This is a genomic window from Achromobacter sp. 10T422 (assembly GCF_056394065.1).
Genome location: NZ_JBFTHD010000002.1, coordinates 402,550 through 425,319 on the forward strand (window position 1 = coordinate 402,550; position 22,770 = coordinate 425,319).

The 22,770-nt window shown below is 64.6% G+C and carries 18 protein-coding genes and 1 other RNA gene; 4 read left to right on the forward strand and 15 right to left on the reverse strand.

Going from position 1 to position 22,770, the window contains the following annotated elements:
* Positions 1 to 47 precede the first annotated feature (47 nt).
* The 4 genes from AC1DB0_RS05955 to AC1DB0_RS05970 all read left to right on the forward strand — a co-directional run bounded on the left by AC1DB0_RS05955 (position 48) and on the right by AC1DB0_RS05970 (position 3,659).
* Complete coding sequence (locus tag AC1DB0_RS05955; RefSeq protein ID WP_476757662.1) at positions 48 to 872, forward strand: ferritin-like domain-containing protein; 825 nt, start codon at positions 48 to 50, stop codon at positions 870 to 872.
* Positions 873 to 896: 24 nt separating this feature from the next.
* Positions 897 to 2,123, forward strand: a complete 1,227-nt coding sequence (locus AC1DB0_RS05960) for a lytic murein transglycosylase (protein ID WP_476757661.1) — start codon at positions 897 to 899, stop codon at positions 2,121 to 2,123.
* A 112-nt stretch (positions 2,124 to 2,235) separates the two neighbouring features.
* Positions 2,236 to 2,649: a YidB family protein gene (locus AC1DB0_RS05965; RefSeq protein ID WP_054423777.1), complete on the forward strand. Its 414-nt coding sequence runs from the start codon at positions 2,236 to 2,238 to the stop codon at positions 2,647 to 2,649.
* 86 nt (positions 2,650 to 2,735) lie between these two features.
* Positions 2,736 to 3,659 (forward strand): DUF4434 domain-containing protein, encoded by a 924-nt coding sequence (locus AC1DB0_RS05970; protein WP_476757660.1) that lies wholly within the window; start codon positions 2,736 to 2,738, stop codon positions 3,657 to 3,659.
* A gap of 15 nt (positions 3,660 to 3,674) precedes the next feature.
* Here the strand turns inward: AC1DB0_RS05970 and AC1DB0_RS05975 are convergent, their stop codons facing one another.
* From AC1DB0_RS05975 to ubiG, 15 genes are all read right to left on the reverse strand, one after another.
* Positions 3,675 to 4,805 (reverse strand): acyl-CoA dehydrogenase family protein, encoded by a 1,131-nt coding sequence (locus tag AC1DB0_RS05975; RefSeq protein WP_175169661.1) that lies wholly within the window; start codon positions 4,803 to 4,805, stop codon positions 3,675 to 3,677.
* A gap of 9 nt (positions 4,806 to 4,814) precedes the next feature.
* A complete protein-coding gene (locus AC1DB0_RS05980) occupies positions 4,815 to 5,486 on the reverse strand; it encodes an alginate O-acetyltransferase AlgF (RefSeq protein WP_346552324.1) in 672 nt (223 codons plus the stop codon).
* Between the two features lie 3 nt (positions 5,487 to 5,489).
* Complete coding sequence (locus tag AC1DB0_RS05985; protein WP_476757659.1) at positions 5,490 to 6,968, reverse strand: AMP-binding protein; 1,479 nt, start codon at positions 6,966 to 6,968, stop codon at positions 5,490 to 5,492.
* 31 nt (positions 6,969 to 6,999) lie between these two features.
* Positions 7,000 to 7,239, reverse strand: coding sequence for an acyl carrier protein (locus AC1DB0_RS05990; protein ID WP_054423768.1), 240 nt, complete (start codon positions 7,237 to 7,239; stop codon positions 7,000 to 7,002).
* A 25-nt stretch (positions 7,240 to 7,264) separates the two neighbouring features.
* Positions 7,265 to 8,845 (reverse strand): MBOAT family O-acyltransferase, encoded by a 1,581-nt coding sequence (locus tag AC1DB0_RS05995; protein ID WP_346552326.1) that lies wholly within the window; start codon positions 8,843 to 8,845, stop codon positions 7,265 to 7,267.
* Positions 8,846 to 8,854: 9 nt separating this feature from the next.
* Positions 8,855 to 9,952 carry an alginate O-acetyltransferase AlgX-related protein gene (locus AC1DB0_RS06000; protein ID WP_476757658.1) on the reverse strand — a complete coding sequence of 366 codons (1,098 nt, stop codon included), beginning with the start codon at positions 9,950 to 9,952 and terminating at the stop codon, positions 8,855 to 8,857.
* A gap of 4 nt (positions 9,953 to 9,956) precedes the next feature.
* Entirely contained in the window at positions 9,957 to 10,949 is a 993-nt protein-coding gene (locus AC1DB0_RS06005) for an alginate O-acetyltransferase AlgX-related protein (protein WP_054423762.1), read from the reverse strand.
* A 31-nt stretch (positions 10,950 to 10,980) separates the two neighbouring features.
* Entirely contained in the window at positions 10,981 to 13,794 is a 2,814-nt protein-coding gene (locus AC1DB0_RS06010) for an NfrA family protein (protein ID WP_476757657.1), read from the reverse strand.
* On the reverse strand, positions 13,791 to 15,488 hold the full coding sequence (locus AC1DB0_RS06015; protein WP_175169666.1) for a glycosyl transferase family protein: 1,698 nt from the start codon (positions 15,486 to 15,488) through the stop codon (positions 13,791 to 13,793). The genes AC1DB0_RS06010 and AC1DB0_RS06015 overlap by 4 nt, the downstream gene beginning before the upstream one ends.
* Before the next feature lie 12 nt (positions 15,489 to 15,500).
* Positions 15,501 to 17,717, reverse strand: a complete 2,217-nt coding sequence (locus tag AC1DB0_RS06020; RefSeq protein WP_476757656.1) for a hypothetical protein — start codon at positions 17,715 to 17,717, stop codon at positions 15,501 to 15,503.
* A gap of 34 nt (positions 17,718 to 17,751) precedes the next feature.
* Complete coding sequence (wecB, locus tag AC1DB0_RS06025) at positions 17,752 to 18,912, reverse strand: non-hydrolyzing UDP-N-acetylglucosamine 2-epimerase (protein ID WP_476757655.1); 1,161 nt, start codon at positions 18,910 to 18,912, stop codon at positions 17,752 to 17,754.
* Between the two features lie 423 nt (positions 18,913 to 19,335).
* Positions 19,336 to 19,725: a transfer-messenger RNA gene (gene ssrA, locus AC1DB0_RS06030) on the reverse strand.
* Positions 19,726 to 19,817: 92 nt separating this feature from the next.
* Complete coding sequence (locus tag AC1DB0_RS06035; RefSeq protein WP_476757654.1) at positions 19,818 to 20,996, reverse strand: MFS transporter; 1,179 nt, start codon at positions 20,994 to 20,996, stop codon at positions 19,818 to 19,820.
* Between the two features lie 352 nt (positions 20,997 to 21,348).
* Complete coding sequence (locus AC1DB0_RS06040; protein ID WP_054423750.1) at positions 21,349 to 22,023, reverse strand: HAD-IA family hydrolase; 675 nt, start codon at positions 22,021 to 22,023, stop codon at positions 21,349 to 21,351.
* Positions 22,020 to 22,748, reverse strand: a complete 729-nt coding sequence (gene ubiG / locus AC1DB0_RS06045; RefSeq protein ID WP_054423749.1) for a bifunctional 2-polyprenyl-6-hydroxyphenol methylase/3-demethylubiquinol 3-O-methyltransferase UbiG — start codon at positions 22,746 to 22,748, stop codon at positions 22,020 to 22,022. Before ubiG ends, AC1DB0_RS06040 begins: the two co-directional genes overlap by 4 nt.
* Positions 22,749 to 22,770: the final 22 nt, after the last annotated feature.

The following is a 22,770-nucleotide window of genomic DNA, read 5'->3' on the forward strand; positions in this document are numbered from 1 at the left end:
TTTCAGGTTTTGCGGCGGCTTCGCGCCGCTTGGGATTCGCAGACATCATGGATAGCAACACGACCCCTTCCGCCAAGGAAGGGTCAGGCTCGCACTGCCTTCGCGGCCAGGCTCTCGCCGCGCTTGCCGCGCGCGAGTGGCCCGAGAAAATGGCGGCGGTGCGCGCAATCAGCGATAGCGCCGTGATGGACTGCCAGCGCGAATTCTCGACGCCGCAAGGGTTGCCCGGCCGGCCCGCGCGGCCAGAATTGGTGGCGCCCGGCTTGGTCAAGCACCGCTCCATGGCCACGCTGGAAGGGCGCGCGGCGTTGCTGCACGCGCTGGCCCATATTGAATTCAACGCGGTCAATCTGGCGCTGGACATCCTCTGGCGCTTCGCCGGTATGCCCGATGCGTTCTACCGGGATTGGCTGCGTGTCGCCCGCGAAGAGGCCTATCACTTCGATCTGCTGCGCCAGCGGCTGGACACCTTGGGCTATGCCTATGGGGATTTTCCGGCGCACAACGGCTTGTGGGACATGGCCGAACGCACGCGCGGCGACCTGCTGGCCCGGCTGGCGCTGGTGCCCCGCACGCTGGAGGCGCGCGGCCTGGATGCGTCGCCGATGATCCGCAACAAATTGGCCGGGGCGGGGGATGCGGATAGCGCCGCCATTGTGGACATCATCCTGCGTGATGAGATCGGCCACGTCGCCATCGGCAACCACTGGTTCAAACTGCTTTGCGCGCAAGCGGGCTACGAACCCGTGGCCTGCTATGCCGATCTGGCGCAGCGCTATGACGCCCCCCGCTTGCGCGGCCCCTTCAACCTGGAGGCCCGCCGTGCGGCCGGCTTCGACGACGCCGAACTCGCCGCGCTGCAAGCGGGTTGATTCGACCCCAAAGGAATTCTTCGCATGACCTCCCGATTGGCCTCCGTGCTACCCCGCGCCGCCTTGACCTTGGCGGGGGCGCTTTGCATCGCGACCGCCCACGCCGCTGACCCATTCGCCACCTGCCTCGCGCAATTGCGCGGCCCTGCGCTGAAAGCGGGTGTGTCCGGCGCCACCTTCGATACGCACACCGCGGGCCTGACGCCCGACATGGCGGTGATTGACCTGCTGGACGCCCAGCCCGAATTCAAGACGCCCATCTGGGATTACATGGCCGGGCTGGTCGATGACGAGCGCGTGGCGGATGGCAAGGCCGGCATGGCGCGCTGGCAGTCCGACCTGGACCGCGCCGCCTCGCGCTATGGCGTAGACCCGGCCACCATTGCGGCGGTGTGGGGCGTGGAAAGCAATTTCGGCCGTACGCTGGGTGGCCGGCCGCTGCTGACCTCGCTATCGACGCTGTCGTGCTTTGGCCGCCGCCAGGCGTATTTCCGGGGTGAGTTCTTCTCGACGCTGAAGATCATCCAGGACGAGCACATCGCGCCCGACCGGCTGGTGGGCTCCTGGGCGGGCGCGTTCGGCCAGACGCAGTTCATGCCGTCCACCTACTTGCGGCTGGCCGTGGATTTTGATGGCGATGGCCGCCGCGATCTGGTCGACAGCGTGCCCGATGCGCTGGCGTCCACCGCCAATTTCTTGAAGCGCGCCGGCTGGAATCCGTCGCTGGCCTGGGGCTACGAGGTCAAGCTGCCTGCTGGGCTGGACACATCGGGCGCCGGGCGCAAGAACAAGCGTCCGATGTCGTCGTGGGCCAAGCAAGGGGTGACGCGCGTGGATGGGCAAGCCTTGCCGGTCGGCGACACCCCCGCAGGCCTGTTGCTGCCCGCTGGACGCAACGGCCCCGCCTTCCTGGTCACGCGCAATTTCGATGCGCTGTATTCGTACAACGCCGCGGAAAGCTATGCGCTGGCTATCGCGCATCTTTCGGATCGGCTGCGTGGCGGTGGGCCGCTAGTTCAAGCCTGGCCAACCGATGACCCCGGCCTGTCGCGGGCGGAACGGCGCGAGCTGCAACGGCTGCTGATTGCCAAAGGCTATGACGTCGGCGAACCCGATGGCATGATCGGCGCCCGGACCCGTCAAGCCTTGCAGGCCGCGCAGCGCGAACTGGGTTTGCCCCCGGACGGCCGCGCGGGGCAGAAGGCATTGAAGGCACTGAAAGCGTCCGCCGCCAATAAAGCACCGGGCTGAACCCCGCCAGATTTACAAGTTTTGCAAAGATCCGGCCCCCGGTAACGGGGCTGACATGCGTTACGCCAGCCACCGCCCTATACTGGTTTTCCGATTTTTCAGGAGCACGATGATGAGTCTGTTGGATACCTTGGCCTCGATGGCCGGTGGCGGTCAGCAAGGGGGCTCCGCGTCATTGCTGCCTGCCCTGATCGAACAATTGAACAAGTACCCGGGTGGGCTGAGCGGCCTGATCGCCAGCTTCCAGAAGGGCGGTTTAAGCGAAATCGTGGCGTCCTGGGTCGGCACAGGCCAGAACCTGCCGGTCAGCCCCGACCAGCTTGGCGCGGTGCTGGACCCTGGCGTCGTCAATGAACTGGCCGCCAAAACCGGCCAGGACACGGATTCCGTCTTGGGTTCGCTGTCGTCCTTGTTGCCGCAACTGGTCGACAAGGCCACGCCGCAAGGCGAGGTGCAACCCGGCCAGCCCTTCAACCCGACCGACCTGCTGGCCTCGCTGGGCGGCCTGTTCGGTAACCGCGGTTAAAGACAGTACAGGTTCTTCTCCTGACACGCTGTCTGCTTGCATCCCCCACCCGCCGGCGCCTGTTTCAGGCGCTGGCGCTGGGCGCCTTGGCCCCGCTGGCGGCTTGCGCGCCGCCCCTGTCCTTGAACGCCACGTTCCTGCAGCTTTGGCGCAGCCACCTGGAGCTGAAGCCTGAAGACTGGCGCGTGCGCTTGTCGGCCTATCGCCGGCTGGGCTGCCGCGAGATCTTCCTGCAATGGGCGGGCCTGGAAGGCGGCCGTCCGGATGACTGGATGGCGCCCGACGCCGTGCTGCGCATGATCTTCGACGAAGCCGAACGCCAGGGGCTGGGCGTGCATGTGGGCCTGCCTTATGACCAGCGCTGGTGGGATGTGCTGGCCGGCAAGGACAAGGCGGCGTTTACCGGTTATCTGGACCAGACGCGCGCCCGTGGCGTGGCGTATATGCAGTCCGCGCCTTGGCCCAAGCGCCGCGCGTTTCGCGGCTGGTATCTGCCCTACGAACTTGAGCAATACAACTGGGCGTCTGAAGAAAGGCAGGCGCAGCTGATCCCGTGGCTGGACGCGTTTTCGCGCACGGCGCAGGCAACCAGCCGCGGCGTGCCTTGCATCTCCACTTATCACAGCCGCCTGCCCACCGAGGGTTCGCTGATGAAGCTGTGGAGCGGCATTCTGGATCGCGTGCGCATCCATCCGATGATTCAGGATGGCGTGGGCGTGGCGGGCCTGGCGAACTATCAGGCGCTGGCGCCGCTGCATGACATGCTGCTGGCGCGCCGCGCCTCGTTCGACCTGATCCTGGAACTGTTCGAAGAGCTGCCTTCGGGCAGCACCGATGGGTCTACCTTCAAGGCGCGTTCGGCTGACTTTGACCGCGTGAAGCAGCAGTGGGAAGTGGCTCGCGGCTACGGCGCCAAGCGCGTCGTGGCGTTCGCCATGGAACCTTGGGTGATCGACAACACGCCCGAAGCGCGCGCGCTGATGCGTGCCTGGCTGGCGGCGCGCGTCTAAGCGCGCCCACCCGGCTCAGTTGAAGCTGCGGCCGATAATTTCCAGCATGACTTCACTGGTGCCGCCAAAGATGCGCAACGCGCGCGCGTCCACCCAGGCGCGGCCAATGCCGTACTCCGCCATATACCCATAGCCGCCGTACATTTGCAGCAGGTCGTCCAGCACGCGCCCCTGGATTTCGGTGGCATTCAGTTTGGCGATGGCGGCGGTGGTGGGGTCCAGTTCGCCTTCCATTTGCCGCGCCAGGCAATCGTCCAGGAACACGCGCAGCATCGTCGTTTGCGCACGCGCGTTGGCCAGTTTGAAGCGGGTATTCTGGTAGTCGATGACGCGGCGGCTGAAGACCTTGCGGTCGCGCGTGTACTGCGCGGCTTCATCCAGCATGCCTTCCACCGAGGCCGCCGCGCGCAAGGCAATTGCCAGCCGTTCGCGGGCGAGTTCACGCGTCATATATTCGAAGGCGGCGTTCTCTTGGCCCAGCAGGCAATCCGCCGGCACGCGGACATCATCAAAGTACAGCTCGCACGTGTCCTGGCTGTGCTGGCCGATTTTGTTCAGCGCGGTGCCCTTGGTGTAGCCGGGCAGGTTTTCCTCGACGCAGAACAACGACAAGCCGCGCGCTCCCAGGTCAGGGTCAGTGCTGGCCAACACGATCGCCAGGCCGGCGTTCACGCCATTGGTAATGAACGTTTTCTGGCCGCTCAGCACGTAGCTGTCGCCATCGCGGCGCGCGCGCGTGCGGATGGCTTTGAGATCGCTGCCCGCGCCGGGTTCGGTCAGCGCAATGGCGCCGATGACGTCACCCCGCGTCATGGCGGGCAGCCAGCGGTCTTTCTGCGCATCGGTGCCAAAGTTCAGCAGATAGGGCGACACCATGTCCGAATGAATTGAAAAGCCGATGCCCAGAAAATTGGCATGCGCCAGCTCCTCGATCACGACGGCGGAATGGCCGAAGTCACCGCCCAGTCCGTAAGGGTCGGGCAGGGCGCAGTTGAGCAGGCCTTCGTCGCCGGCACGCTTCCACAGCGCGCGCGGGGTGACGCCGGCCTTTTCCCATTCGGCGTAGTGGGGCGCGATTTCGCTGGCGACAAAGCGCCGCACTTGGTCGCGGAACAGTTCGTGGTCATCCCGGAATACGCGTCGCATGATGCCTCCTTAGCGGCTGTACGGGTCCGTGGCGCTGACCTGTCCGCGTAGAACGGGCGCGGCGGCGGTGCCGGTCAGGAACAGGCTGTAGTGGTCGCCGGGTTGCAGCGCGGGCAGCGGTTGCGGGGGCGAGACCGCCGCGCCGCAGCCCGTGGCCAAGGTGGCGCTGACCGGGTTGATGGCGCGGGCGGCGGCGGCGCCGGGTTTGACGTCCTGGAACAGCACGGGGCCGGACGGGCTCACGCTCAATTGCCCAGCCGCGCAATCGGCCGCCAGGTTGTAGAAGCGCAGTTCCGCCTTCAGCGCGTCCTGCGCGCCGTTGCTGTCGTCGATAACGGCGAACGTCAGCGTGCCGCCATCGCGCTTCGGAATCAGCGTGCTGAAGGTGTCAGGCGCGACCTGCAATGTGGCGGCGGGCTTGCCATCCACCTGCACGGTGAAGGGCTGATTGCCTTTGACGATGGCGTAGGTGGTGGCGGGCTTGGCCGCGCCGGGTTCCTGCGCCGGGCCGTTGGCGATCTGCACGCGCAACGGCGTTGCGTCAGGGTTCACGATGCGCACGAATGACGAGCCGGCAGGCGGACGGGCGGCATACAACTGCGCGAACGCGCCTTCAGCGGCTGCGTTGCCGGCAAGTGCAGTCAGCGCAACGGCCACCGCCAGGCGGGAAGGAATGAACATGATTCAAGACTCCGGTTTTTTGCTGAGGCGGGCGTCCAGGTACAGGCGCGCCAGCTGTTTGCGATCTGCCTTGTCCGTGGTGGTCGTCGGGAAGCGATGGCAGGCGACGAGTTCTGACGGGATCATGTAGGGCGGCAGACGCCGGCCCAGCACGGCTTTCCACTCGTGCAGGTCTGGCGGCAGCGGCTGCACGCCGTCAGGGCCGGAAGCCGCCGGTTCAACAAAGCCGATCAGCCGCACAATGGCGCCGTCGGGGCGGCGCAGCGCAACGGTGGCGCCTGCGCGCACGCCGGGCAGTGTGGCGATGGCGGCATCAATTTCGGCGAGTTCGATGCGATAGCCGTGCAGCTTGATCTGGTCGTCGATACGGCCACGGAAGGTGACCAGGCCTTGATTATCGATCTCGCCCAAATCCCCGCTGCGATAGCCGCGTTTGCCATTGCGCGTGAACATGCGGGTGGCGTTCAGGTCGGGGCGGTTCAGGTAGCCGCGCATGACGTGGTCGCCTGCGATGCTGATTTCACCGTTCTCGATGAACACGTCGGCATAGGGTTTGGCGTGGCCGATGGGAAACGGATTCGGCGCGGCGGCGCGCAGGGCAGCGTCGATTTCGACCCACGTCGTGGAGCACGTGGCTTCGGTCGGCCCGTAGGAATTGATGATGCGCGCATCCGGAAAGCGCTGCCACAATTCTTCCGCCATCGGCGGCGTCAGCGATTCGGCGCCGAAGACGAAGACGCGCAAGCCGGGCAGGTGAACGTGATTGAAATCGGGGTTGAACAACTGTTGGCGCACGAACGACGGCGTAGACGCCCAGACGTTGATGCGCGTGTCCGCCAGATACTTGATGAACGCGTCACGCTCGGCGATGACCTCGCGCGGGCACAGCACGCAGGTGCCGCCAAGCGCTAGCGCCCCGATCCAGTTGAACAGCGAGAAATCGAAACTGAACAGCATCTGGTCCATGAACGCGGGCGCCGCGCCCAGGTTCAGGCAATCGCGAATCCAGCCGGCAAACAGCATGACGCTTTCGCGGCCGATCTGCACGCCTTTTGGGTCGCCCGTGCTGCCCGACGTGAACATGACGTAGGCCAGGTCTTTTTCGGCCAGCGGCGCAGGCGCGGCGCTGGCGGGCAGGAAGATGTCGGCTTGCGCGTCATAGCGCAGCCCGGCATTGACCAGTTGGCCGATGCGCGCAATGCGCTCGGGCGGGTTGATCACGTCCACCGGCACGAACGGCACGCCCAGCCGCAGGCATCCCAATATCGCCACCAGAAACGCCGCTTCCTTGTGGCCGGATATTGCCAGCGGCGCGGCATCGTGGCCGCCCGCCAGGCCAGCCTGGCCCGCCGACAGTATCCAGGCGTTGGTAGCGGCTTTCAATTCGCTCCACGTCATGGCGCCTTGCGCGTCCACCACCGCCACGGCGTCGGCGTTTGTGGTGATGTCGGTGAAGTCGTAGGTGCTGAAATCGAAACGCATCGGCCGTTCTCCTGACTGCGTGTGGGCGCCTTCAGGCGCGGCCGTTCTCCGCGATGAAGGCGGCAAGCGTGTGCACCGATTCCAGATGCACGTCGATTTCAGTCGGCGGAATCTTGCAGCCGAATTCACGTTCGACGGCCAGCGCCAAGTCGACGGCGGCCAGCGAATCCACCAGCCCGGAATCGATCAGCAGGGTGTCGGGGTCGACCTTGGTCAGGATGATGCCTTCGATCATGTCGGCAACCTTGGTTTCGATGGTCTTGATGTCCATTGCATGCTCCGGGACCGCGCGGCGGTCAGAATTGGAAATAGAGGAAACGGGTTTCTTTGTGCAGGTTTACCAGGCAAAGAAACAGCAGCACCAGCATGGCGACAAGCCACGCTGTGTTGGGGCGCCACCGCATGAACGCGCGCGGCGCTTCCTGCGGCTTGAACAGCGCGGGTGAATAGCGGCCCAGAATCTGGTGCGCGTTGGGCGTGAACCAGGCAATGCCCAGCAGCACAATCGTGTACAGCAATTGCATGTGATGGCCCACGATCACGCGCCACGCGTCGCCCCAGGCCAGGCCCGCCACATGCGTGGACAGGTCCAGTGATTCCATGCCGCGTGCGCCCACCATGCCCTGCATCAGCAGCATCGCGTCGCCCACGCCATGCGCGCGGAAAAACGCCTGCGCCACCAGCACGGCCACGAACGTCAGCAGAATGCAGGTTGCGCGTTTGATCACGCCCACCTGGCGCGCCGCGGCCGGCTTGCGGCCCACCACGAAAATGCGCCACGCATGGTTCACCGACAGGTACATGGCGTGCAGCAGGCCGAACACAATGAACTGAAAGCCCGCGCCGTGCCACACGCCGGCCAGCGTCATCGTGAACAGCGTGGGCACCACGATGCTGCTGGCGAATCCGCCGGGGGTGCGGATGCCTGCGGAGCCCACGGGCAGGTTGCGGTCTGTGCGCCATGTCGACACCGCCATCGCCACCGGGTAGTACAGATATGCCGTGATGTAGCGCGTCAGTGTGATGTGCCAGCGCGCCCAGAAGTCGATGATGCTGCTGGCTTTGTAGGGCGAATTGAAATTCAGCGGGAAGCGGATGCCAAACATTTTGGCCAGGCCCAGCGCCATGTCCGAATAGCCCGAGAAATCAAAATACAGCTGCAAGGCGTAGCAGACGCTGGCGCCCCACGAGCCCCAGAACATCAGTTCGCCCGGTGCGGCGAAACCCGCGTCGGCATAGGGCGCGATGCCGTCGGCCAACAGCACTTTCTTGGCCAGGCCGATGACGAACAGCATCGCGCCCACCGACAGGTTTTCGGCCTTGAAGCGGTAGTTTTCCGGCTGTGCGAACTGCGGCATCATTTCTTTGTGATGCAGGATCGGGCCGGCGATCAGGTGCGGAAAGAACGTCACGAACAACACATAGCTGAGCAGGCTGCGTTCCTTCACCACGCCCGCCTTGCAGTCGAGCAGGTAGCCGATCTGCGTGAACGTGAAGAAAGAAATACCCAGCGGCAGGATGATGTCGTCCATCGTCGTGCTGGTGACGCCCAAGTCGGTCAGGAAGTTCAGCAGCGTAGCGAAGTACTTGTAGTGGAACAACAGCACCAGGTCGGCGCCCACGCCGAACGCGACGATCATCCCCTGCAATTTCGGCCGCGCCGTGTTGTGCAGGATCAGCTGGCTGATGAGGTAGTTGAACGCAATGGACCCGGCCAGCAGCACCACGAACTGCGGGTTCCACCAGCCATAGAACACCAGGGATGTCAGGCACAGCCACAGCGCCGCCAGGCGCACGTTCAGCGGGCCTACCGCGTAGTACACGGCCAGCGTGACGGGCAGGAAGATCAGCAGGAACAGGTAGGAATTGAATAGCATCTTGGTTCGCTACGGCAGGCGGGCCAGCACGGCTTTTTCGTCCGCGGTCAGCGGCAGGGACAAGGCGTTTTCCGAGAACTCCCAGATCAGCAGCTTCAGGCTCTTGGGCCATCGCTCACGCTGCTGCAAGGCAATCTGCAACGCGCCCGAGAACTGCCCGCCATCCAGGCTCATGTTCCAGACCTCGCGGCCCAGGCCCATGCCCAGCCTTTCGGCAAACTGGCTGCGGCGGCCGTTCGAGGTGCCCGCCAGCAGCACTTGCACCGGCGGCGCTTCATCCAGCAGGCCGCCTGCGCGCACGGGTTCGATCTTTTGTTCCGACACCACTTCCAGCTCGGGACGCCAGCCGGGCCGCGCATGTTCCAGGCCGGCCAGCACGATCAAGTCGCCCATGCGTGGCGCGGGCGGGGCGGGAGGGTCGGTCTTGAATGCTTGATTGCCGGGGCCTTGCAGCAGGGGCAAGGCGGCTTCGGCCACGCGTGTGGCGGCGGCTTGTGCGCCTTGCGCGTTCAGGTGGACGTCGGTGCGGAAAAAGCGGGGGGCGGGCGCGGCTTGCAGCGCGTCTCGCAAGTCCACGAAAGGCACGCCTTGCTCGCGCAGCGCGTTCTGCCAGGCGTCCAGCGTCTGGCGCATCGGCAGCGATACCGGCAGGCCGCAGAGCCGGTCGGCTTCGATGCGCGATTTATCCGGCACCGCCACCACCAGCACCTGCACCTGCTTCTGACGCAGTTCATTCACCCAATGCCGCATCAGCCGCAGGCGTTCATTGAAGACATGAACGCCTGGCGGCGGACGCAGCCCGTCGCGGTAGAACAGCCACTGCGGGCAACCCATGGCGACTTGATCGCCCAAGTCGCCCAGCGCGCGATACCGCAACGACGCGTTCCACGTGTCGAGCTCCGTCTGCATGGGTATGTGCAGCGCCTTGTTCAAGACGCTGCCCGCTGACCCATCCACCCACGCGGGCGGGGCGACCTCGGCTGGGCTGATCTGGGCTTTGACGAGGCACCACGCGCCCCAGCCCATGCCCAGCGCCAGCAACACGGCGACGACGGCCGCGTGCAGCCGATGGCTGGGCGGGGCAGGCTTGATGTCGGACGGTTCCACGGCGTTATTGGGAGGCAGCCTGCCCGACGGCCGCCTTCATGCGGCTGCGCCACGTGTCGGCGCTCATGATGGACGCGTTGTCCCACAGCCCCTTGGCGTCAGGCCCTTGCGAATACGTCGGCTCAAACATCTGCCAGACCAGCACCTGCGGCTTGTTCTGCTTGAACGCGGGCGACTCCAGGTATTCCAGCAGCATGATCCAGTGGCCAACGTTGCCGGGCTTCCAGTTCACGGACACGGGGCGGTCCAGCGCGTTGGACAGCTTTTGCGGAAAGCCGAAGTACGGCTGCACCATGCTGTGGCCCGTCACGTGGACGGGGGCGGGCGCATCGTCCAGCAGGCTTTGGTTGTCGGCCTGGCGGCGCACGGTGAAGGTTTCGCGGCCCGCTTGTTTGCGCTGGTCCGGCGTCAGGAACAGTTCGGCCAGATCGCCATAGCGGCGTTCATTCACGACGCTGCCCAGCGGCATGCCGGTGCCCGGTTTGCCCGCCAGCGCCTTCACATCTTGCTTGATGCGCTGCGCGAGCGCCTCGGCAGTGGCGTCGGCCGCTGCCTGCGTCCAATGCTGGTCGGTGCGATAGAACACGTCTTGTCCGCCGTCCTTCACCCGCTTGAGCACGGCTTCGTCATCAAATGTCGACACGCCCGCCTGCTTGAGCTTGTCTTGAATGGTCTGATAGCGCTTCTTCACGTCCGCGCTCAGCGACTTTCCATCGGGCAGCTTGTCTTGATAGAAAAGGGTCTTGTCGGGCAGCACCAGCACTTCCAGCTGAATGCCCTTGGCCGCCAGCGCATCGCGGGTCTCGCGCACCAGTTGCGTCGCGGCGTCGATGCCGCGCGTATCGACTTGGGTCAGGCTGCCCCAGCCCGGAAAGAGCCAGTTATCTTTGCCCTGGATCACGATGGACGAGCCTTCTTGCGCGTGGGCGGCCACGGCCAGCAGCGCGGCGGAAAACCCAAGCGCCATGCGGCGGGAAAAAGGTAAGGTGATTTTCATGAAGCTCCTTTCGCTGCGGTTTGGCGAGTGGTCAGTACGACAGGGTCAGGTTGATGAACAGGCCCCGGGCCCGGTCAGCCGCGCCGCCGCCAATGTTGAATCGATACTGCGTGGTCAGGTCCAGATACGACCGGGGCGCGTTGTAGTGGTCTTCGCGGAACCAGTAACGGATGTTGAAGCCGGGGCCCGCGCCCATGGACCACGATGAGCCGTTGCCCAGCAGGTTGTAGGAATCGGTGCCGTCGATGTCCAACCCCGATACGCGGTTGCGGTTCGACAGCCAGTCCGCGCCGATCACGGCGTACGGGAAGAACACCAGGCGGTCGCTGATGGCGTCCACGCGGTAGCTGCGGCCCACGCGTAATTCTCCGGCGCCGAAGGCCTGGTCACGCTTGAGCTTGCCCGAAGATTTTTCCCCGTCTACGCCCGTGGCGTTGTCGCGCATCCAGAGCTTGGCATTCATGTCCTGCCACGAATAGCCGGCTTGCACATAGCCTTCCATCGTGAACCAGTCGGGGCGGTCGATGCGCAGCGTGGTGCCTTCGTAAAAGCCATACGTGACATACGCCAGCCAGCCGCCGCTGCCGGCATCGGTTTGGTAGTGGGCCGTCTCGTTGTCGCGGTTCAGCGCGCAGCGCAAGCGGGATGGGTCGGGGCTGAACGTGCCGCGCCGCGTGGCGGTGCCCAGGTTGAACTGGCGTTCCAGGCCAAAGGTCAGGCCCACTTCGGTAGACGGCGTGAAGCGCATGCCCAACGAACCCACCGTGGTGGGAATGCCCGCCAGCCCCTGGTTGGTGGCTTCGTTGATGTCGATGCTGCCGCCGCAAGGATCAGACACCGTCTGGCTCGTCGTCTTGCCGCCCTTGTCATACAGCGTGTTGGACAAGCGGCCGTACAGCTCGAAGGTCTGCGTGGACGAGTTCAGGAAATCCGACGGGCGCCAGAAAATTTCGGCGGTGCTGAACACGGCGTCACCCGGTACGGTGACCGCAGCGCCGCCCAGCCCCGACGACGCGGGCCGCGCGCCGCGATAGCCGGCCGAGAAATAGCCGCCCCATTCGCGCGACAAGCCCCCGATGCCATTGCGCGTGTCAAAGCGCTGCTGCGGCGTCAGTTCCAGTTTTCCGGCATCCGCTTCATCGATGGCTTGCTTCAGTTTTTCGACCGCGCCGCGCTTGTCGCCGACGCCAGACAACGCATAGCCCTCGTCCAGAATGACCGTAGGCGGAGCCTTGCCGGTGGCGCGGGCCGCTTGAAAATCTTGCAGCGCCAGCTTGGGCTGCTTCATGCGTTGATGCAGATAGCCGCGTTGCATCAACAGCGTGGGGTCATCGGGTTGCGCCGCCAGCGCGTCGCTCATGCGTTGATTGGCTTCGGCCAATTGCTGGCGGTTGCCTGCCGCCAGGGTGGTGGTAAGCAGGCGTTGCAGTTCTTTGTTGGCGGGGTCTTGCTCGACGGCTTTGCGCGCCTGGGTGATGGCTTCTTGATAGTCCTCGCGCGCGTAGGCCGCATAGGCCAGCGCGGCAGGGCCGCCGCTGCCGGCCGCATCCGACGGCAGCAGCTCGCACGAGGTGCCGTAAGGCGTGTCGCGGCAATCTTGCACGGGGGCCGGGTAGTTCGCCAGCGTCAAGGTGGCGGGTACGGCAGGTTTGGAACGCGCGCGCTGGATGCGTGAGTCGGCGGCCTCGTCCTTGGCGCCCTTGGCGCCCAAGGGCTGAACCAGCGCGAGTGCGCGCGCGTTCTCGCCCGCCGCCAACGACGCGTCGGCGGCAATCAGGCGGATGTTGCGCTTCTGGTCGTCGTCCAGCCAATCTTGTTTGAGCGCGGCGTCGAAGTCCTGGTTTGCCAGATCGGTCTTGCCCTGGCGTTGGCGCAGATAGCCGCGCATGACCAGCGCCACGGTGTTCTCGTCGTCCTGCTTCATAGCATCGGTGGCGGCGTCTTCGGCGGCCGCCAGCTGGTTGTCCAGCATCAGCGCCGTCATCAGCAGCAAGCGATGGCTGGCGGTGTCGGGCGCTAACGCCACGGCCTGACGCGCCAGCGGCACGGCATCGCCCGGCCGGTTGGCGATCAGCGCCTGATAGCCTTCTTCAGCCGGCTTCACGGCCATGCGCCGTTTCATCGTCTGGCGCCGCGCGGTCAGGTCGTTCTTGTTGGGCGCGCCCAGCGTAATGGCCTTGTCCGCTGCGGCCTCGGCTTCGGCATACAGGTTCTGAGCTTCCAGGGCGTCCAGCCACAGCATGGCCCACGCGCCTTGCTTGGGGTCGATGCGGAACGCTTGTTCCGCGCCACGCGCTGCCGCCTGGTAGTCGGCGCGGTTGTAGTCGGCATACGCGCGGGTGGCGATGGGAAAGCCGCGTTGGTAGGCCGACGAAGTGGCGGCACTACCCGCAGCACTACTCGCAGCACCACCGGCAGCGCGTGCCGCGGGACGCGCGGTGGTTTGCGGGCGTAGGTTGGCGCGCGCCTGACGCAAAGCCGGCGTGTCCAGCCCATTCTTGATGGCGTCGGCCGCCGCCTGATCCGCCTCTTTCAGCTTGCCTTGTTTTTGCAGCGAGTAAATCAGCAGCAGGCGCAACCGCTCAACGTCGGGCCGCAACGCGATGGCGGACTCCGCTTGCTGCTGCGCCAGCTCGTATTTGCCTGCGTCGTAGTTCTTGTAGCCCTCGTCGGCAAACTGCCAGGCAGCGCCTTCCAGCGGCGCTTCCGCTTTGGCCGCGTTGGCGGGCGCGTGGGTTTGTGCTGGGGGTTGCGATGGGGTTTGCGCTAGCGCGGCCACGGGCGCGGCGGTCCACACGCTAGCCAGCGCGGCAGACAACAGGAGCGTACGGGTCAGCGGAGTCATGTGGTCGCGGGTTTGTCTTCGGAATGCGAGGGCGGCGCATCGGCTTCACCCGCTTGTTGAAAATCGATGGCTTCGTTCAATGTGCGTTCATCCAGCCAGCCTTGTTCCATCAGGATCTTGCCCAACGGCTTTTTCTCGCGGGCTTGAATCTCAAGCGCCCGCGCCAGCGTGTCCTGATCGATGGCCTGCCAGGACAGCAGCAATTCACCCAGCCGCTTGCGCTGCTGCGACAGCTGATCCGTGCTGGGGAAGTCATGCATGGTCTTGTCCCAGGCCAGACGCTTGCCGGTGATCAGATGCACGATGAACAGCCGCCAGGCGCGTGCCGCCGCCATCGCGTTGATGAAGTTGCCCACGATCATCCGCGGGATCGACAGCATGGCGTGTTCCCACCCATACATGTGGCCGACGAAGTACGCGCGCTGCACCACGCGCAACAGCAGCGCGACGGCGTTGATCCACATCAGCGTCACCAGCCAGCCGCCCGGCTTGAAGTACGACGGGTAATACACCGTCCACCAGCCGAATTTATCGGCCAGGAAGAACAGAAAGAAATTGGCCAGCAACACGTACGCAAGGATGGCGATGAACGACGTGACCAGCCCCTTGCGATCCCGAAACAGCAGGTACTTGGTGGCAAATGATCCCGTCCAGCCCACTTGCTGCCAACCTTGCAAGCCAATACCCAAGGTCCAGCGCGCCTTCTGGCGATAGGCCGTGCGGAAGGTGTTGGGAAAATACTCACGCACGCCCAGTGGCATGCGGATGGTCGATATTTTTTCAGGCCCGAGACCAAACCAGGAGTCCCGGCGCGTGACGTATTCCACGCGGAACTTGCCGAAGATCTGCTTCATGCCGCGCTGGGCCAGGCGCGCGCCGATGTCGTAGTCTTCCGTCAGCGTATCGGTGTTGAAGGGCTGGTTGTTGGTTTCGGCGGCCAGCGATTCCAATGCATGGCGCGAAAAGCATGTGCCCACGCCCGCCGACGGCACCATCCTGGACAGGCTTTCGCGCACCACCAGGTCTTTCGTGTGCCACTCGGCGAACTCATCCATATAGGTGCCCGCCACCAGCTCATACCAATGGCGCTCCAGCGACGTCACCGGCAGCTGGATGAAGTCGATACGCGGCAGCAGGTAGTTGTAGTACTTGAGTTCCAGCGGGTGCAGCACGTCTTCGCTGTCATGCAGGATGACGCCGGCAAACGGCTCGGGCTGCTTTTCGTTTTGCGCAAAGATGGCCTGCACGATCCAGTTCAGGCAATCCGCCTTGCACGTCGGCCCGTCGTGCGGCACTTCCACGCGCACCAGCTGGCGATAGCGCCGCCGCATCCGCTCCACTTCATCAATCGTGCGCTGGTCGTTCTGATACGTGCCCACGAAGATCATGTAGTTCTTGTATTCCAGCGTCGACACCATGGTTTCGAGCATCGACGAGATCACGTCGTACTCCAGCCACGCGGGCACCATGATGGCCAGCGGCTGCTCCGGCTTTTGGCGCAGTTGCTCGGCGGTAAGCGGCGCGTAACGGCGCTTGACCGTCAGGGAACGCTTCAGCTCGCGCAGCCAGAACCAGCCGTCGATGAACAGATCATCCAGGCTTGAGAGCAGGATGATCACGCCCACGACGGCGGTCACGACTTCCAGCCCGCGGTAGTAATCCGCGATGAAGTAGGGCCAGTAAAGCGAAGACATGGCGCTTCCGGTTTACTTGTTGTCCTTGTTCTTCCTGCGGTTCACCCGCAAGGCGACGATCAGGATCAGGATCAGCACCAGCATGCTGATGCTGATGGCCGGCACGCTCCACGAGATATAACGGCGCCATTCAAAGAAGGCGCTTTCGCCTGCGCCGGGCGGGTGGCTGGCGTCGGGGTTGGCGCTGTCGATCCACGCCACCGGCCCCGTTGCGCCGATGATGGCAACATTGCCGCGGTTCAGCACGAAGGGCGCATCCAGCATGCCCGGATGCTGGCCCAGCGTGTGCCACAACAAGCCGTCTTGCCCGCTGCCGCGGACGACTTCAGCGGTGCTCAGGTGATCCAGGCCAGAGATGTCGAGCCAGGTTGCGGCCTTGCCGTCCACCTTCAGTTGCTTGCGGTCGGTGACCTGGACCATGGGCTTGGCGCCGTCGACGGCCACTTCCATCGCCAGGAACGGGCGGGTCGGTTTGACGGCTTGGCCTGCCGGCGCCACCGACAATTCCGCGCGCGTCACCGACATGCCGCTGGCGGACGCGATGCCGATCACGCGCTTGATGTTGTCGGGCGCGTCGGCCAGATAGCTGTCGGGGATGATCAGTTGCGGCGAGCCTGCCAGCAGCGGCAAGAGGCCGACGAAAGTGCCGTCGGGTTCGGCGCGCTCGGGCTTCACGTAGCTCGTCGGTAATACGTTGACCGGGTAGCCTTGGGGAATCTCGTTGCAGTCCACGGAGACCGGCTGGCGCTGGAACGTCACGCGCACGGCGTTGGTGACACCCAGCGCATAGCCAGGCACGCGTGCCGTCAACCGTTCGGGCTTGCCGTCCGCGTCCAGTTGCTTGGCCGACAACAAAATGCCGTTCCAGAACACCGACGCCACGGGCCGGGTCGACGATGCGCCGGGCGCGGCGGCCAGGTCCAGCACCAGCTCGCCGGGCATGCGGCCGTCGGCGGACACGGCCGCCAGCGGGAACGTCGTGTTCCAGTCGCCACGCGCGACCACATCGAAGCTGTCGGCGGAACCGCCCAGCGCCGTCAGGCGCAGGCCGCCATCCGCGAAAGTCTGCGGCGGCGTGGCGGTCTTCACGTTGACCTGGCGCGTGACCAGGATGCGGCGCCAGGCCGTGTCGAAGGCGCCCGCGCCTTGCGCGCCCGCATCGGCGGCGATAGCGATGACGGCCTGCCGGCCCAGGGCCAGCAGCCGAATGTCTTTGGACGGCAGGTCTGCGCCGGCCAGCGGCATGCGCTGCTGGCGCCATGCCTTGAACGCGTCGGCGGCATCGGCGTCGGACGCCAGCTGCGCCTGCAAGGCGTCCAGCGCTTCGTTGTAGCGGGCGCGCAGCGAGGCGTCGGCGATCACCACGTCGCCACTGACGGCGGGGGCGCCCAACACCAGCAGCGCACCGATCTCGGCGGGGCTGGCGAGCTTGTGCTTCTCTTGATTCGCCACGGCTGCAAATGCGGAGACCTGTTCCAGGCCCGCCGGCGTTTGCAGGCCGCGCGTATCGACCTCGTCTCCCACCGACGGGAATGCACGCACCGACACGCGCTTGCCCGTGCGCTCCATGGCCACGCCGATGCGCCATGCGCTATCGAAAGCCTGCTGGCCCAGTTTGTTGCTGGCGACCATCAGCACGGGCTTGCCGGGCAGCGTGCCCCACGCGTCGTCCAGGTTGCCGATGGCCGAGGCGTCGTAGCGGTAGCTCAGCCGGGTTTGGGGCGAAATGGTCAGGGCGTTTGCCGTGGCGCGATTGCTTTCGCAGTGGCGCAATGCGATTTCCGATTGCCAATCCACCCCCAGGCGCAGGAAGCCCGACTCGCGGCTGCGGCGCTCAACCGCCAGATTACGCGTAACGGTGCCGTCGCCATCGGCAATGCGCTGGGCCGATTGCGGCACGCCGTCCAGCCACAGCACCATGCTGGTCCGCCCCGGCTCGCCCTTGGTGTACTTGGCGTCAAAGTTCACGGTGGCGTCCGAAATGGGCACGCCACGCGGCACGGGCAAGTAGAAGTCTTGCCGGGCGTCGCTATTGCTAAGCACGACGGGTTCACTGATACCCAGATCTTGCAGCGTGGTGTTGCGCGTCACCCAGTCGTCGCTTTGCAGGCGGCGCAGCGCGTCTCCAGCGGGGCTGGCCATCGCCGTCAACGGAAGCAGCAGGCCGGCGGCCATCAAGGCACGGCATAAGGTACGGGCAACGGGGTTGGGCAGGGCAGGGTGGGGCATGGGGGCTCCGGGCAGAATTACGTCGCAGGGGGCKTCAGGCGGATGGGGCGGCAGCTGATCCGTAAGGATCAAACTCCGACACGGCGCGGCCGCACAGCGCGTCCACGATGCGTTGGCTGGCGCGGCCGTCGCCATAAGGATTGATGCGTCGTGAGAACGACGAATGAAGGTCAGGGTTGTCCAGCAAGCGGGTCACTTCGGTGACGATGCGCCGCGTGTCGGTGCCGACCAACGCCACCGTTCCGGCTTGCACGGCCTCGGGGCGCTCGGTGACGTCGCGCATCACCAGCACAGGCTTGCCCAGGTACGGCGCTTCTTCCTGCACCCCGCCCGAGTCGGTCAGGATGAGATAGGCGCGCTGCATGAACCAGACGAAGTCCAGGTAATCCAGGGGATCAATCAGATGCACGTTCGACAAGCCGGCCAGTTCCGTCATCACTACATTGCGCACCTGCGGATTCAAATGCACGGGATAAACGATTTGCAGGTCTTCGCGTTGCGCGAGTTCAGCCAGCGCGGCGCAGATGTGCTTGAAGCCATCGCCAAAGCTCTCGCGCCGATGGCCCGTGACCAGCAGCAGGCGCCGCGACGGGTCGATCCATTGGTATCGGGCTTCGAGCTGCTGCGCCAGCGCGCCTTGCGGCTCAAGCTTGGCGCAAGTCATCGCCAGCGCGTCGATCACGGTGTTGCCGGTAATGGTGATCCGGCCCGCCAGGTTTTCGCGCATCAGATTGGCGCGTGACTCCGCCGTGGGGGCGAACAGCCAGTCGCCCACCGCGTCCACGACGCGCCGGTTCATTTCTTCGGGAAAGGGCATCGCCAGATTGCCCGTGCGCAAGCCGGCTTCGACGTGGCCAATGCGCACACGGCGGTGGAATGAGGCCAACGCGCAGGCGGACGCGGTGCTCGTATCTCCGTGCACCAGCACGCAGTCAGGCTGTTCGGCCTCAAGCACGCTGTCCACCCGGCTGATCAGCCGCGCATACAGTCCGTTCAATGTTTGATTGGGAACCATGATGTCCAGGTCATGCTGGGCGCGCAGATCAAACAGCGTCAACACCTGGTCCAGCATTTCCCGATGCTGCCCCGTCACGCAAACCACGCTCTGGATTTGCGGCTCCTGCTGAAGCGCGGTCACCAACGGCGCCATCTTGATGGCCTCGGGGCGGGTGCCGAAAATGGAAAGGACTTTCATCGCAAGAGTGACCTCACAGACGCCGGCGGCTTTTCCTTGTTTGATTATGTCTTGAAAGTATTCGTAATATGTGACGGATTATTTCGGATCTGAGCAAGATCAACGGCACTTTCAGTCACGTATTGCGAGGAGGCAAGAAATGCCTCATAGACAAAATAGGGTCAGGCTTGATGGCGAATCGTTTTGAATTTCCGTTCTTGATGCCTCGGCGTTACCGACAGTTGCGTGGGCAAATGTCGTGGTCGGGCAACAAGGGCTTAGAAGATAACGCGATTAAGCGCCTTGGTCGGGGCTAGCTGCGTCAAGGATTGCAAAGCTTCTGCGTGGCGTTTGGTTGGAATATTTCATTTGCCGCGCACAAAAAAAATGGCCAACTCCGAAGAGTTGGCCATTTGCTAAAGCACTGTGCAATAAAGCGGAATTTGGTGGAGCCGGGGGGAATTGAACCCCCGTCCGCAAGCCCTCTGCAATCAGTTCTACATGCGTAGTCGATTTATTTAGTTTTAACTTTGGACTTAGCCAACCGACAGGCCGGACCAAAGCGATTCACGTAATTTAAATCTGAGCCGTGTGACCCCAGCGCAGACCGATTCCTTGTGAATGTCGCTGCTGTGGTTCGAGGGTTACCCCCCTAGGAAGTTGCCTTCCTCCACCTGACCCAAGGACAGATCAGTGCAGCGGCTCACCGCTTAAGCGGCGAGAGCGAAACGCTCGTCGTTGGCGTTTGTAGTGTTTCCAGTGGTTTAACGAGCGAACTGGTGCTCGGCATGCCCTGAGTTGTTTCGCGACCCACGTCGAATCCGGATCGGCCCCAAGAACTTTCTATTGTACTGGTAAACGTCATAGCCTGCTGCATTTCCGCGCGCCACCCGTCATGGCGTGGCGCGGCGCGCACGCGCAGGGGTTCAGGCGGCGTTGGCGCAGGCTGTCTTGGCTGGCGCGCGGGGGCGTGACGCGGCCATCAGCACAAGGGCCAATCCCACCGAAATCGCCACGATGACGGAGGCGGCCCAACCCAGCGACGCCAGCCCGTAGTGGTCGATGACGTTGCCACCCACCACGGCGCCCAGGCCAATGCCGATGTTGGCGCCCGAAATGTTCAAGGACGCGGCAAAGGCGGGCGCTTCCGGCGCCGCCTTCATCAGGCGCACATGGCACACGATGAACAACGCCGCCTGCGCAATGCCCCAGATGCCCAGGGCGATTGCCAGCAGGCCGTGCGATTGCATCACGGGCGCCACGAAGGCCAGGCCGGCCGCCATCATGGATGAAAACAACGCGGTGGCGCCCAGCGGGCTGCGGTCGACTATGCGCCCGCCCAACGTATTGCCGATGAGCCCCACGCCGCCAAACGCCATCATCGTCCAGCCGACGATCTGTCCATTGAACCCGGCCAGGCGTTCGAGCATGTCGGCCAGATACGTATAGGCCGTGAACATGCCGGTGAACACCAGTAGCGACAGCATCACGTGGCCCAGCACGATCGGGTTGCGAAGAATGCGCAGCTGCGTGACCAATTTGACGCTGTCGGCGCGGATGCGCGTGCTGGGGAAGGCAAGCAGCAGCAACAGCGCCTTGGCGAAGGCAACGCCCGACAGCACCCAGAACGCGGCGCGCCAACCGAATGCGTCCGAGATCAGCACGCCAATGGGAATGCCGAACACGGTGGCGGCGACGATGCCGAACGCGACCATGGAAATCGCACGGCCAGCACGGGCCGGGCCCACCAGTTCCACGGCCGTGGCGCTGGCCAGCGACCAGAACACCGGCAGCGCCAGCGCGGGCACGAAACGGGCCGCCGCCATGACCCAGATGTTCGGCGCCATGGCCGCCACGGCGTTGGACACGCCAAACAAGGCCAGCACGCCGATGAACAGGCGCTTGCGTTCCATGTTGGCCATCAAGGCCGTCAGCAGGGGGCCGGTCGCCGCGACGGTGAACGCGAACAGTGAAACCAGCAATCCTGCCTGCGATACGGTGACGTCCAGGTCACGGGCGAGACCGGGCAGCAGCCCGACGATCAGAAATTCGGTGGTCAGAATGGTGAAACCGGCGGCAGAAAGTAGCAGGATGGGCAAAAGCATAGGCATTCCTCTGGCGCGAAGCCGAATGGCGGCGCGCGGGGGCAGGGCGTTGTAGGCGGACTAAAAGGTCAAAGGTGCGCGGCGCGGTATGGCCAGAGCACGGTGCACGTCGGGAGTAAGCCGTCGGCGGGGAGGGATGTCGTTGCGAAAGCGGGCTTGCGCAACACCGGCGTCAGCCGGAATGGCAATCGGTAAGCGCCCGAATGCCATGCATGGTTCACACTTTAGGGGAGTTCGGAATCCGGATAAAGGGGCCGAGTCCGGATAGATTGTTCGCGCAGGGCAACCAATATGCGCGAACCGGTGTCAGAAAGCGGGCGGGGCCAGACAAGGCCCCCCCGGCTTTGGGCGATCAGCGCACGTCGGCAGGCAACAGCGGCTCGATGGCGGCCCAGAGTTCTTCGGGCGTGTAGGCGCAGGTCTCCGCTTCCCACGCCGTGATGTTGTCGTCTTCACCCACGTAACCGTAGGCGGCCGCAACGGCCGGCATACCTGCTGCGTGCGCGGCCTGGATGTCGCGCAGATCGTCGCCCACATAGACGCAGCGGTCGGTGGCGAAACCGGCTTCACGCGCAGCGTGCTGCAGCGGCAGCGGGTGCGGCTTGGCGTGGGCGGTGGTGTCGCCGCAGACCAGCACGGCGCTGTCGCGCGTCAGGTCCAGGAATTCAACGATCGGCAAGGTCAGGTACGTGACCTTATTGGTGACGATGCCCCACGACAGGCCGCGGCGGCGGATGTCTGCCAGCAGCGATTCGATACCCGGGAACAGTTTGCTGTGTACGGTCGAATTCGCGGCGTAGTCTTCCAGGAACTGCAGGCGCGTCGGCTCGTAATCCGGGTCGCCGGGTTTCAAATCCAGCGCCACGCGCAGCAGACCGCGCGCGCCTTGCGAGGCCACGGGGCGCAGCGCTTCGTAGGCCATGGGTTCCAGGCCGCGGCGCGTGCGCTGCTGGTTGGCGGCGGCGGCCAGGTCGGGGGCGGTGTCGGCCAGGGTGCCGTCGAAGTCGAACAGAATCAGGGCGCTCATTTGCGGGTAGCCATCAGGTAGTTAACCGACGTGTCGGACGACAAGGTGTAGATCTGGGTAATGGGGTTGTATTCCATGCCGCGCATGCTGATGGGCTCCAGGCTGGCGGCGCGGGCCGCAGCGGACAGTTCGCTGGGTTTGATGAACTGGTCGTAGCTATGCGTGCCGCGCGGCAGCAAGCGCAGCACGTATTCGGCGCCCACGATGGCGAACAAAAACGACTTGGCGTTGCGGTTCAGTGTCGAAAAGAACACCCAGCCGCCCGGTTTCACCAGCGTTGAGCACGCGCGCACGATCGAGGCCGGGTCGGGCACGTGTTCCAGCATTTCCATGCACGTGACCACGTCATACTGGCCGGGCTGCTCCGTAGCCAGTTCTTCGACGGGCACCTTGCGGTATTCGACCTTCACGCCCGATTCCAGGCCATGCAGGCGCGCCACTTTCAGGGATTTGTCGGCCAGATCGATGCCGGTCACGTCTGCGCCGCCGCGCGCCATCGCCTCGGACAGGATGCCGCCACCGCAGCCCACATCCAGCACCTTTTTGCCGGCGAGGCTGCCCGCGCATTCCTGAATCCATTCCAGGCGCAGCGGATTGATCGCATGCAGGGGCTTGAACTCGCTCTCGGGGTCCCACCAGCGGCTGGCCAGGGCGCTGAACTTGTCGAGTTCTGCCTGATCGGCGTTGACGGCAGGGCGATCGGAGTCGTGAATTTGCGTGGTCATGGGAAGGTCCAGCGAAAGGCGA